This is a genomic window from Cyclobacterium sp. L-R, from assembly GCF_056859355.1.
In genome coordinates this window covers 92,398-105,975 of record NZ_JBSXOH010000052.1, presented here as the reverse complement: position 1 = coordinate 105,975, position 13,578 = coordinate 92,398, and the positions used below count along the sequence as shown (strand labels likewise).

The window sequence follows — 13,578 nt, the reverse complement described above, 5'->3', positions numbered from 1 at the left end:
ACGTTTTATGTGCATTAAAGGACAATTATTTTATAAAAAAATAGGATGATCAATTCTGTCGGGCAGGCTGAAGAACCTTTTTTATTTGCCATTGAGGCTTGGACTATTTGATAGAACAAAGAATAGAAATCTTATTGCAGCTTTCAAGATTTGGTAAAGACTTTTTAAAGCCTGGTATTGGTGACAAAAGAAAATGACTTGCTATCAGGAGACCAACTAGGTACGTTTATCGATCCCTGCCCACCATATATATACCCGATAATTTTGGGCGTACCTCCCTTGAAAGGCATGATTCTTAAGTAGCATTGTTTGTAAAAAGGATGGTCGTTGGGATCAATGTCTTTTGGGAAAGAAATAAATACAATCCATTTTTGATCAGGGCTTACATGAGGAAACCAATCATTGTATTCGTCACTTGTCAATTGAACTTGGTTTCCTCCATCGGCATCCATTCTCCCAAGTTTCATTTTACCAGATCTTACAGAATTGAAGAAAATATATTCCCCATCAGGACTGTATTCTGCACCATCATCTAAAGTTCTTTGGTCTGTCAATTGTTGTTCTATACCTGTTTCGATTTCGGTAGTGTAAATGTCATATTGCCCTTTTCTATGCCCTGTGAAAATCATTTTTTTATTGTCCGGCGACCAACCATGTAAATAAGAATCCCCTGCCCCTGATGGTGTCACCTTAACGGGAATAGAGTCTCCCTCTGAGGGTAGGTAATACAGGGTAGATTGATTGTTGTCTTCTTCATTGTGATTGCTAATGCCCATTAAACTGCCATCGAAAGTCAATACATGGTCATTGTTGTTTTTCATAGCAAAACCCGTATTGAATGGACTTATTTTTCCTTCGCTGATATGGTATTTGTAAAGGAGGCCACCTCCGTTGTATATTAAATGGGTCCCATCTGGAGTCCAATTTGGAGCTTGTATAGCATTCGTCGTGCTGTGTAGGATTTTCCGGTGCCCTGTTGATACCTCTATTACTTCAAGATTGCTTCCAATATAATCTCGATAAGGTTTGAAATCAGAGGTTGCAGGACGTATGATTCTGACATTTCTAAATTTAACTACTTCAACTATATCAGCATTGTGAGCACATACATATAGGCCAATATAAACCTGATTTTTAATACTTGTATTGGTTGTCTTGACCTCACGAAAGGGTTGCCCAAACTTCGCCGTTGACATTATAAAACTACTTCCTCTCCTCTCCAACTGGATAACATCAGGAAGACTATCGGTGGAAACATTTTCCCCTGTAACCCCCTTGATGGTACTTCGGTATTGTAAAGCGGTCAGTCCATCCCCATGAACAGATGCGTTGACATGAGGAGTGTCCGTATTCAAGTCATTTTTTATAATCCACCCTGCTTTTCGGTGAGGGTCGACACCCTTTCCCAAAAACGCAACCTCTGCCCTTACAATAAAATCACCCTGAATTGTGGTCCACAGGTATTGGAATTCATCTTTGTCGAACCACATGTTTTCACCACTGCCTCCAATCGTATAGGTTTGATCGTTTTTCTGATATTGGGCAAACCCTTCATTTTTGACTGCTCCAATGTCCAAATGATTGTCAAACAGACCAATTTTAGTCTGTGCCTCAACGAAGCCCAATTCGAAAAATACTATTACTAGGGTAAATGCATATTTAATAAAGGGCATATTTGGTTCGGTTATTTTAAGTGAAATAAAGTCTTTTTGGTTTTTCTTTTAAAGAGATAGTGGTTTAATTTTCTAATAATATAACAATTAAATTGCTTTTAATCAATTGTTTAATCTTGTTTTAAGGCCATGCATCGGTCATCCCTTGGTCGGTTTTTTTTCCAGGTGATACTTTTTTCCAATAGATCAGGGAAATGATAATGTTCAATTCCATCTAATTCTTTCGATCTATCATAAAATAAACAATAGTCATGAGTTGAAACAGGCAAACCGTCACTGCAAATCCTTTTAGGTGGGTAACTGTGGGGGGAAAGGCTATGGAAGTCTCACTTTTTTGAGGATTCCTCCGGATTTATCCCCTTCAGCCTCCTCGAGACTTACTGGAGCCGATTTTTTAACCCGGATTATGTAATAGGATTTCTCCGCCCTGACAATGGTCAGGGGTCAAGCCTGTCCCGTGTTTACGGGAAGTGTTTCAATCACAAGACAATCAGGCTGTTTGGAGATTTTAGCATAGCACCGCTATGGTGAAATTGAAAACAGCAACGATTGGGTATTTTGAAGCGATTTCAGCACGTAATAGATTGTCTATTGCATATTTCGGGTTTAATATTAAATTGGCCCGAAATCAGGATGCTAATGAAAAGGAACTTAAAAATCAATGGGAATGGGTCAGGAAGCCCGTAATTGGACCTCTAAGGTCAACTTAAATTGTTTAGGTGTTCGATGGCTTTGCCCATATCAATGGCTTTGCCTAAGACAGCTTTGAAACTATCTTTCCTTTCAGCCATGATGTTTGGAACTGTTTTTATGGTGTAGTCGGTAATTTTTAATCCGGTTTTAACTTCTGACCAGAGCAATGGCATTGATACTGTAGCATGAAGCTGAGGCCTTAAACTGTAAGGCGCAACGATGGTTTGGCCTTTTCGGTTCTGTAGGTAATCCAAATATATTTTCGGCCCCCTCTTTTTGAGCGAGCGTTCCAAAGTGGTCAGTTTTGGAAGTTGTTCCTGGATATAATAGCAAATTAATTTGGTGAAATCTCGTGCTTCTTCATAGGTGTATTTTCCTCCCATGGGAAGATAAATATGTAATCCTGATGCGCCAGAGGTTTTGCAAAAGCCCTCAATACCTGCCAACTTTAAAATGTCATTCGCTACCAATGCCGTTTCAATTATCTGTTCGAATGTGTTCTCGTCTGAGGGGTCTAAATCGATGATAGCATAATCAGGATGATCCAATTGATAAATGGTGGAATGCCAGGGATGAAGTTCGATGCATCCTAGGTTATTTAAATACAGCAAGGTGGCCTTATTTTGACATAGCAAATAATTAATTTCTTTGTCAGAAGATGTTGAATAAATGGTATGGGTATCTGTCCAGTCAGGCAAATGCTCATTGTCTTTCTGGTAAAAGGATTCGCCATGGATGCCATTGGGATGTCGATGCAAGCTTTCAGGACGGTCTACTAGGTAGGGTAGGATGATGTCAGACATCTGAATATAATAATCTAACAAATCGTATTTGGTATAACCGGATTCTGGCCAATAGCTCTTTTCAGGATGTGTGATGTGGAGGGTGATTCCATCCACTTTTAAAGCAAATTCTTCATCAGGTGTCTTTTTTTGAGGAGTTGGATTTTTAGATGGTAATTGAGGCTGTTCGAAGTCCAAATTTTTATCCTCACGCAACCTTAAAAAAACTGGGTGGCGCATTACCTTAGATGAAGTCCATTCCGAAAACTTCACTTCACAAATCAGTTTAGGAATCAACCATACCGCTTCACGGCCTTTGAGGTGTTTGCGAATATCGAACACTGGCTCCTCGGTTTTAAGTACTTCAAACTTGTAATACAACTCTTTAAGCTGTTCTTCTGAAAAACCGGAACCACAAGTACCCACATAGGTCAATTGGCCATCTTCCACCATCCCTAAAATTAAGGACGCAAACTTACGGGACTTTTTCTTGGAAAGCGTATAGCCACAGATGATCGTTTCTGTGTTTTCAATTTTTTTGAACTTTAGCCAGTGAGGAGAGCGAAGGTTTAGGTCGTAACGAGAATTGGCTTTTTTGGCGATGACACCTTCCATTCCCATTTCTACGGCTTGGTTATAGATTGTTATTCCCATGGTTTCAACGTGGTCGCAATAGTGAAGATGCGACGCTTCTGGAATTAATTCTTTCAGCAATTGCTTGCGGTCTGTCAGTGGAAGCTCCAAAGTGTCATGATCGTTAAGATGTAACAAATCAAAAACATAATATACGAGCAAGCCTTTGGTGGTCTCTTCATTATAATTTTGTAAGGCATTGAATTGTGGCATTCCTTCAGCGTCCAACACAACTATTTCACCGTCTAGAATTGCCCTATGCGCTATGTTTTTTAGTTCCTTATGGATAGGAGTGAATTTTTCATTGAGAGAAATTCCATTGCGTGTATAGAGTTCCACCTTTCCATTATTGATGTTAGCCAATGCCCGGTAGCCATCATATTTTAACTCGTATACCCAGTCCTTATCGTTAAAGATTTTCGTCCCCGGAGAGGCGAGCATGGGTTTTACAAGGGTCCTAAGGTCTAATTTTTTTGGGTTTTGGAATGGCTTTATAGAAAATGCCTCATCGGTAAAGTCTTCGGCATCGTAATCCAGGTCAGTGGCAAATGCATCATCATGTTTTATGAGCAACCATTGTTCTTTTTTATTCATGGAGGAAGAACGCACCAAGGTAAAATTTCCCTTGAGTTTGCTGCCGTGAAAGATGATTTTTAGCTTCCCAGTGTTATAGTCTGAAGACAGGGAATTTTGTGGGTGTAAATTTTTGTAGTTCCCCTCATCCCAAATGGTCATTTTTCCTGCGCCATAATTGCCTTTTGGAATGACCCCTTCAAAGCTTAAGTAAGCAATGGGGTGGTCTTCGGTTTGTACTGCCAGACGCTTGTCTCGGGGATTCATGGAAGGTCCTTTAGGGACTGCCCAGCTTTTGAGAACTCCATCCATTTCTAAACGCAGGTCGTAATGTAAATGACTGGCACGATGTCTTTGGATGACAAACCTGGATTGGTTGCTTTTTTCAAGCACATCTTTAGGTTCAGGTGTGTCTTTAAAACTTCGCTTTTGTCGGTACGCTTTGAGTCCCATTTAGGAGGCCATCTTTTTTCGTTGGTCAAGACTTGCCTTAAGCTTTGCCATCAAATCTTTGGCAACAGTAGGTTCACTTTTCACTTTTTCTACCTTGATTTTTTTACCGGTAGATTTAGATTCTATGGTCTTCAACAGTTGTTCGTTATAGACATCCTTGTATTTCTCGAAATTGAACTTTTCAGTATAATTTTCAATAAGGGATTCCGCCATGGCAATTTCCTTATCAGAGGTTTTGGATTTTGGGATTTTTATTTCTTTTGTGTCTCGGATTTCTTCAGCGAAACGAATAACATGCAAAACGATTACATTTTTATACACACCAATCAGTGAGAGATTTTCTTTTTGACGCATGACAAAGGTTGCGACACCTAATTTGCCGGTTTTCTTTAATGCATCCCTTAACAAATTGTATGCTTTTCCCCCTTCCTTTTGCGGTTCGAGATAGTATGGGTTTTTAAAAAGCATATCCGCCACCTCGGTTTCTTCGACAAATTCTTCGATATCAATGGTTTTGCTTTTTTTTATGTTGGCATTTTCAAAATCCTCTTTTTCTAAAATGACATAGGCATCGTCTTTTTTATAGCCCTTCACAATGTCTTTATAAGCTACTTCCTCACCAGTATTTTCGTTGACCCGTTTGTACCTGATTCGGGCATGGTCATGTTTATCAAGCATGTCTAAATCGAGGGTACGCCCTTCTGATGCGGAATACATTTTTATGGGAATCGAGACAAGCCCAAAGCTGACGGTACCATTCCAAATTGATTTCATAATATTTTTTAGTTTTATACCAACTATTTGTCACATCCTTTCTAATTGGATAATTCACCCTAGTGGCATTAGGTTAATATTCTCCAATAGCCTGAATTCTTTGGATTACAATATTTCCAATCCTAACAGGGAATTCTCCTGCAAAAAACAATCCAACTCTTTTTAGAAATAACCATTTAATCAATAACTATGGTTTGTAACCCATGGTTTAGAGAAATATATAAGATACGATTTTGGTGGTATTATTTTTTTTAGGCAACAAAACTGATAAAATACCTACCAAGGTTGACCTACTAATTCTATTAACCAAAATTTCCGAAATCGGCTTGGCTAGTTAGGACTAGATCTTCTTTAAAACGTAAAATGAGACATTGGGATGGATGCAAAAAGTGATTTTTGTAACACAAAAAATAATTTATGGGGGAAAACCCGAAATAAGTCGCAAAAATCGTAGCTATCTCTCCTGTTGTTTTTTAAATATTGATCCTCCTAAAACGATTCAAAGTTATTCATTTTCACATTGCCATCTTTGTCAATTGTATAACCTTCGGGCTGGCCTTCCTTCCAAAGCATCTGAGGCAACATATCCAAAAGTGCTTTTCTATGATCGTCAATGACCTGCGTATTTCCCTCTTTATAGGCAATATTGTTCCATTCGTTTGGGTCGTTCTCGTGATCGTAGAGTTCTTCCAGGTTGATTTCAGGATAATAAATATAGCGGTACCGCATACTTCTCACAGCATGGCCTGTGACGGCCTCCTTTTTTTTGTAGGAGAATTTATAACTTGATATGACAGGTGAAGTTTTAGTATTTGGGTCCTTTAGTTGAGGTAAAAGGCTGTTCCCGTCCAAGTGTGTAGGCGCTTCAAATCCCGCTAGGTCTACCAGGGTAGGGTATAAATCCATTAAGCTAACTGGTTGTTCGCATATCTTTCCTGCTAGAGACATGCCAGGAGCAGAAATAAGTAAAGGTACTCTCGTAGACCTTTCCCAAAGGGTGAATTTTTCGATATTGTCTTTTTCTCCCATATGCATACCATGATCAGACCATAATACGACAATGGTATTGTCGGTATGTTCAGAGTTTTCATAGGCATCCAATACCCTTCCTACCATGGCGTCAGAGAAAGTGATGGAAGCTGCATAAGACTGGATTATTTTTTTCCATTGATCATTGTCCAATACCCATTTCATTATCCATCTTCGCCCATGGTCAAATGAATCTTCCAAGTCATCTTTTTTACGTTCTGGCAAAACGATGTCTTCCAGCGGATACATGTCGAAATATTTTTGGGGAACTTCCCAAGGGTCATGTGGCTTCCACATTCCCACGGCCAAGAAAAAAGGTTTGTCATGCTGCTGCCCGAGTTGGTACCTGGCCCAGTCTGCTACATGATAATCGGCCATTTTTTCATCAGGAACAGGAATGGCTCCCCAGGTCCACCAACTATTTGCTCCACCTCCAGGGCGGTTTTCATTGTCCACCTCTTCCGGATAGATGACCTCTTCGGGTGCACGGATCTGATAAGGGTGGGAAATATAAGGACTAGGGTAGTAAAAATCCCAGTTTGCTGGTTCTACCTGACTTGTAGCATCCCATGGTGGGGCCTGACTGTGGTAAATTTTTCCTGCCCCCAATGTTTTATAGCCATTTTTTTTGAAGAACTGTTCAAGAGTAGTTACCTTCTTTAGTGCTTCAAAATCCCGCCATTTAGGCCCGTCTCCCCAGTATACGTTTTCGGCCCCAGAACGGGCGTGATGTACTCCACTGAGGATAGCCGCTCTCGTTGGCGCACAAGCCGGAGCTGGAGTATGTGCATTGGTGAAAATCATTGAAGCTGCAGCCAGTCGGTCTATATTAGGGGTGTGAATTTTCATTCCCGTGTGGCCAGACAAAAAGCCAGCCCAGTCATTCATGTCATCCACCGCTAAAAACAAGATGTTTGGTTTCTCCTCAATTTGTTGCTGTGGAGGGTTGCAATTGCTGAGTAGCAGCAAAGTCAAGACGAATAGGGAAAAGCGGAATTTTAGTGGTAAACTGTTCATATGTGATGGAGGAGGATTATTAGTGGTACAAGAAGTTGCAATTAAAACACAGTGATGATCTGGTTATATGGCTGTATTAGATAATAGCTATGCTATTGTATGTTTTGGAGTGAAATAGGGTTTAGTTAAGGCTTTTTAAGCCTATAATCTTATTTTTTTTTTTTCACTTATGTGTTAAACCCGGATTATGTAATAGAATTCGTGATGAGTGTTGCAATCGCAAGAAAATCAGGCTGTTTGGAGATTTTAGCATAGCACCGCTATGGTGAAATCTCCAAACAGCAACGAAGTGGCTGATTTTAAAGCGATTTCAGCACATAATAGATTGTTTATTGCATATTTCGGGTTAAATTAGCAATAATTTTTTTATGCTGTGAAAATAAATTAATTAGTTCTAATCTGGATTTTAGTTCAAAGTCTACAAAGCTAAACCCCGGAGAGACTGTGCAGCCCACTAAAGAACAGGAATTCTTATTGATTACCTCTGCGCCAAACCAATAACCTCCTGGAACGATAAATTGAGGGACTTCCCCTTTAATTAAATCTCGTCCGATAAGGTGCTCTTCATGTATTCCTGATTCTGATATGGTGTGTAGTCTGATTGGAGAGCCGTCATAAAAATGCCAAATTTCGTCTTGTTTTATCCTATGGAAAGCGGAAAAATTATTTGAAGTCAGTAAAAAATAGATACAGGTTGAATAATTTCTATTGCCTTTATAATCATCCGGTAAACAGTCTTGTAGGATTTCACCGGAACTTCTATAAGTTTCTTTGAAATATCCTCCCTCAGGGTGTGGGGCCAAACCTAATACGTCAATTATTTTATTGATTGAATTTTCATGCATTTATAAATATACTAATTTTTTTAATTGCTTATTTAGCCGTGTTTTTTTAGAAAGATTTGTTGATTATAAATTTTTTATGCGTTACAATTTTGTTTCTTTAACTCGGGTTATGTAATAGGATTTCTCCGTCCTGACCAATGTCAGGGGTGATAGCCTGTCCCGTGTTTACGGGAAGTGTTGCAATCGCGAGACAATCGGTCGGTTTGGAGATTTTAGCATAGCACCGCTATGGTGAGATTGAAAACAGCAACGAAGTGACTGATTTTGAAGCGATTTCAGCAAGTAATAGATTGTCTATTGCATATTTCGGGTTTAAAGGGTTTCCCCAGTTAACGTTTTCAAACCATGAATAGGTTATTTACGCTCAAATGGTGATTTAGAGCTGGCTTAAAACATAAAAGGTGGCTAAAGTATCAGGAGTTAAACTCTTAATACATTAGCCACCCATTCAAATGGTTCTCCTATGTAGTGAATCAATAAGCCACTGGTTCAGCTACAGTATATTCGCTCGTTTCGGTAAAGGTTCGACCAAACATGTCCTTGGCCCTTACAGTGATTTTATGTTTGCCTACCGATAATTTGGTATCTATACTGCCTCTCCAAAGGTGGGTGGCATTAACTGGGTTGGATGGTCTTCTTCCTGGTTCTAATTCTTCCATCAGATCCCATTCCATTACAGCCGCTGCATAGGAAGGGTCAGGGGCTTCCACCCAGTTCATTTTTTTCCAAGGACCGTTGTCAATTCTGTATTCAACTAGATCATTTTTATCTCCCATATAGAAGTTGGCAAAGATGCCTGAACCTGTGCCTCTGTTGTTGGCTACTACTTTAGGGTTAAAGATCTTTATTTGGTGTCCTTTAGGTGCTCCGATTACCTGATAATCGATTTTGTATTGGTTGTCTTCTATATGCAATAGGGCATATCCTTTTGGAGTGCCATCGCGCATGGTGGAAATGGGCACCCCGTCTTCATTTATCTTCCCGGAATACCAATCGCCAGAAGTGGTTCCTGCATTGTACTCATGAAAAGGATTACGACCTTTCCATCCGTCCTCTTCGGTGTAGAAATTATGGCGTTGCAAATGGGTATGTGCGGATAGGGCCAATACATTTTGGTAATCCTTCAATAGATCAAAAACTTTTTGTCGGTCACTGTTCCTGAAACCATTTTCATTGATGTGGAGAAAGGGGATATGAAAGGACAAAACAATCAATTTGTCTTTGTCTACATGCTTCAGGTTATTTTCTATAAAGTCCAACTGGGTTTTTGTAAAACCACCCCAATAGCCTTTGCTATCCCTGGGATCTGGATAAAGGATGTCATCTAAAATGATAAAGTGAGCATTTCCATGGTTGAAAGAATAAGTGGAAGGCCCAAATACCCTTTCAAAAGATTCATCAGAATGCTCGTCTATGGTGGCATCATAGTTCATGTCATGGTTGCCCATTACATTGTGCCAATGCCAACTTGTCCTTTTTAGGATCTCTACATATGGTGGATGTAAATCCAGGTCATCTCCTGCCAGATCCCCAAGACTGATACCAAAGCTGATATTACTTTCCATCTTTGCCTTATCTACTACTCCTTTAGCAAATTGATCCAATTCTGTAGTGTTATAAGGTTGTGGGTCACCAAAAATCATAGCAGTAAAATTTTTAGGCTCTTCGATTTTATGAAGGGCAAAATTTATTGATTTTGGGAGTTTACCTGTAGGTTCGGTTCCTTTGTATTTGAGTTCTGGGGATCCTTCGGGTTTGTGGATATAATAAAAATCAGGGAGTTGGTTTTCTCCAACAGGTACTTTAAAACCGCTAGGTTTAATAACAAAGATAATATTGTCGGACCCTACTGGTAAGGAGTATTTTCCTTTACTGTCTGTGAGTACCACTTCTTTTCCGTTGCTAACTCCCACTTCTGGAATGCCTTTTTCTCGGCGTTCTTTTTTTCCATTTTGATTACTGTCTTCATAGACATATCCTACTACATTGTTTTGTGCCAGTAGGCTAAAACTGAGACTGATGGCCCAGCAAAAGCTGATTAGTTTTTTCATGAGCTATTGTTTGTTTAAAATACCTGGGAAGAGGAATGACTGAACTATCCTACTTCCGGAATGAAAATCAAATATAGAGAATGCCCTAATCAAGGATTAGGGCAGCCTATTAAATAAAAGTTATTTTTCAAACACCCAGTATTAACAACCAGGTTAAATTGGGATATTGTTATCAGCGACTTCCTTTATTGTGAAACACAACCAAACCATCTTTTCCGGCCACCACAATGTCTTTCATTCCATTGCCATTTAAGTCAGCAACAGAGAAATACAGACCGGCCCCCTTGCCTTCTCCAAAAGGCCCATAGCTGATCACATTTTTGGTAAATGACTCTCCATTCCACTTGAAATAATACATTCCCATCCAATCATTCCCTCCGGGATCATTGCCATTGTGGGCACGGTAGCGTTTACCAGTAACCAGTTCCATTTCTCCATCGTTGTCTATGTCTACCCATTCCATGGTATGGTATTGGGATTGGTAGGGGTCGATGGCATGTTTTTTAAATGTTATGGTATTACCCTCTTTCACTTGTTCATACCAATGCAATCCATAATCATGGCCCTGACCAACAATGAAGTCATTCAAACCGTCTTTATTCACGTCAACCACAATGATCGGAACACTTGCACCACCTAGTTCAAAGTTTTTATGTAGTTTCCATGTTCCGTTTTTCAAATCTTTTGGTGCTTCTAGCCAGCCTTCAGGTATGATAAAATCTCCTCTTCCATCTCCATTTAGATCGCCAAAGCCTAGGCCATGACCGTGTTTTTCAGTTACTGGATGTTTTTCAAACTTTGCTGTTCCTTTGCCTGCTGCATTACGGATTAAAGTATAATAAGCCAGCGGTTGATTCGGAGTGTTGGGGACAATGTCCAGGTGACCGTCTCCATCTACATCCCAGGCTCGTGTGGTTTCTACATTGCCGGGATTGGCAATTTCATGAGCTGCCCATTCTTTATTATTACCCGGATTTTCCATCCAATAGAGGGTCTTACCAAACCATCCACCAGTGACATAGTCCATATTGCCATCGCCATTGACGTCCATAGGGATGGTAGAAAAATCATCGAAGTATTCACTTATCCGTTTTACCTGACCGATCAGTTGTCGTTTGGTAAATTCTGGGCCTTTGTACCAATAACTACCGGATACAATGTCCAGTTGTCCATCTCCATCTACATCGAAGACACCTGCCGATTCGGCCGTTTCCATAGCAATAAGTTGCTTTTCAAAAGTTATGGGCTTGGGATCATTGCTCAATCCTGCCAGTATAAGTGCGATATTAAGGGTTAGATTCATGCTTTAAAGATAAGCGTTTATCTATCACAACTATCCTGTACTGTCTAGTTTTCTAATATTCGAAAAAATAGATGTCCTTAAAGTTTTTACGAAAATTTGATTGGCTTTTAGTTTTAAAGGGTGAGGACTACGGATATTTTTTGCATTTTGATTGCAACATACCAATTTAGGGTGTTGATAAATATTGCCAATCCAAGCATTTCTAGCGTTTCCTCAATTGTGTATATTAGTCTATAACCAAAGCTTAGTCCATCGGTGTCAAGGGTATTATTTCCAATGGTTTCAAACACAATGGCGCCAAGTAAGAATACCCCAGCAGATAGGAGCATAGAGAAAAGCAATTTTCTATTCAGATGATTAAAGAAAGGGATATAAATAAGCACTATTCCTAGTAAAACCAAACCAAAGGCAAATAGAGAGACATAATAGAAAAAGGTGGAGGAATTGTATTTTTCTACTAAAAAGCCAAGTAAAAATTCATGAATAGAAACTGCTTCGTCCACCATTAAAAGAAAGAATAATAGCGTCATGCCAAGCCAACCAATGTATTTTTTACCACTTGTTTTCTTATAAATTGTGATGACCAACAATAAAATGGACGCGGTCAAAAACTGCAACGAAGAGAAGAATGAAGGGATATTTGCTTCTTGATTAAAATCAAAAAGCCGAATAATAAAAGATTCTAAAGTATTACTTCCATCATGATTTATAGCTAGGAAGATGCTTAAGAAATTTAAAAGTAGCAACAAGAATATTGCCACTAAAAAAGCTTTAAATAGCTTTTCAGTAGGAATGAAGAATTTCATTTGGGTGAAGATTAGCTTATTATAGGTAACGTAGGGTATTTGTTAATATAATAAAATATTCTTTCTTATCAAAAAATAGGCGATTTAGTCACAAAAAAACACGACCAATATATTATAAAATTGGTCGTGCCTATTTAAATTAATGCGCTAGAAGCCATTGGTTTATCCTAGGATTGAAGTCTTCAATATTTTCCCAATGGAAGGCATGCCCACTCCTAGGGTAGATGTATAAATCTGAATTTGGAAGGGCGTTCGCAACTTCTTTGGTCATCCAGACTGGTGTGAATTTGTCTTCTTCCCCCCCAATTACCAGCACAGCTTGCTTTATCTCAGGCAGCTGCTCAAGGGTATTGTGATGGATACAGGCTGCGGCTTGCCCTTCTAGGCCAATAAGTGGTTGTGGATTGCTGTCATTTTTGGCATTTTCTCGGTCTTCAAGCATGCCTTTATAGGTGGCTTCATCGTCAAAGGAAGCTTTCGAAAAAATCAGCAATTGAATATAACGGCTAAATTCTTCAGGTTTTAACCTGGCCTTGATGTCTACCATGTGCTTAAAGATATCCTTAGCGGTATTGTCACATCTAGCCCAAGGGCACATCAGCACCATTGACTTGACTAGGTTAGGGTGTCGGATAGCAAGTTCTTGGGCTATGATACTTCCCATGGATACTCCTGCCACCCTTACTTTTTCCAATCCAAGATGTGTCAATAATTCTGCACAGTCATCTGCCATCTGAGCAGAGCTGTAGGGGCCAGCTGGTTTGTCCGAAAGTCCCACACCGCGATTGTCTACGAGGATGCACCTGAATGATTTTTTCCAATGTTCCAGGTGTTTTTCCCATACTGCTCCCGGGGCAGTTATGCCCATGATGAGTAGTAAGGGATCTCCTTGTCCATGTTCCTCATAATAGAGGTTTATTCCATTGGTTTTAACGGTAGGCATGGG

The 13,578-nt window shown here is 39.6% G+C and carries 9 protein-coding genes; all 9 read right to left on the bottom strand.

Annotated elements, in window-relative coordinates:
- Nucleotides 1-164 precede the first annotated feature (164 nt).
- Nucleotides 165-1,673 carry a TolB family protein gene (locus AC13EX_RS06545; protein ID WP_482892036.1) on the bottom strand — a complete coding sequence of 503 codons (1,509 nt, stop codon included), beginning with the start codon at nucleotides 1,671-1,673 and terminating at the stop codon, nucleotides 165-167.
- A gap of 701 nt (nucleotides 1,674-2,374) precedes the next feature.
- Nucleotides 2,375-4,807, bottom strand: coding sequence for a DNA ligase D (gene ligD, locus AC13EX_RS06540; RefSeq protein WP_482892034.1), 2,433 nt, complete (start codon nucleotides 4,805-4,807; stop codon nucleotides 2,375-2,377).
- The gene (ku, locus tag AC13EX_RS06535; protein WP_048640972.1) at nucleotides 4,808-5,581 is read right to left on the bottom strand and encodes a non-homologous end joining protein Ku; all 774 of its coding nucleotides are present in this window, start codon (nucleotides 5,579-5,581) and stop codon (nucleotides 4,808-4,810) included. It abuts the gene before it with no gap.
- Between the two features lie 489 nt (nucleotides 5,582-6,070).
- Nucleotides 6,071-7,627, bottom strand: coding sequence for a sulfatase (locus AC13EX_RS06530; protein WP_482892033.1), 1,557 nt, complete (start codon nucleotides 7,625-7,627; stop codon nucleotides 6,071-6,073).
- Nucleotides 7,628-7,956: 329 nt separating this feature from the next.
- On the bottom strand, nucleotides 7,957-8,472 hold the full coding sequence (locus tag AC13EX_RS06525; protein ID WP_482892032.1) for a cupin domain-containing protein: 516 nt from the start codon (nucleotides 8,470-8,472) through the stop codon (nucleotides 7,957-7,959).
- Nucleotides 8,473-8,945: 473 nt separating this feature from the next.
- Nucleotides 8,946-10,523, bottom strand: coding sequence for a calcineurin-like phosphoesterase C-terminal domain-containing protein (locus AC13EX_RS06520; protein ID WP_482892031.1), 1,578 nt, complete (start codon nucleotides 10,521-10,523; stop codon nucleotides 8,946-8,948).
- A gap of 172 nt (nucleotides 10,524-10,695) precedes the next feature.
- Entirely contained in the window at nucleotides 10,696-11,826 is a 1,131-nt protein-coding gene (locus tag AC13EX_RS06515) for an FG-GAP repeat domain-containing protein (protein ID WP_482892030.1), read from the bottom strand.
- Nucleotides 11,827-11,939: 113 nt separating this feature from the next.
- Entirely contained in the window at nucleotides 11,940-12,632 is a 693-nt protein-coding gene (locus AC13EX_RS06510; protein ID WP_482892029.1) for a hypothetical protein, read from the bottom strand.
- Between the two features lie 139 nt (nucleotides 12,633-12,771).
- The gene (locus tag AC13EX_RS06505; RefSeq protein ID WP_482892028.1) at nucleotides 12,772-13,575 is read right to left on the bottom strand and encodes an alpha/beta fold hydrolase; all 804 of its coding nucleotides are present in this window, start codon (nucleotides 13,573-13,575) and stop codon (nucleotides 12,772-12,774) included.
- Between the last annotated feature and the right edge of the window lie 3 nt (nucleotides 13,576-13,578).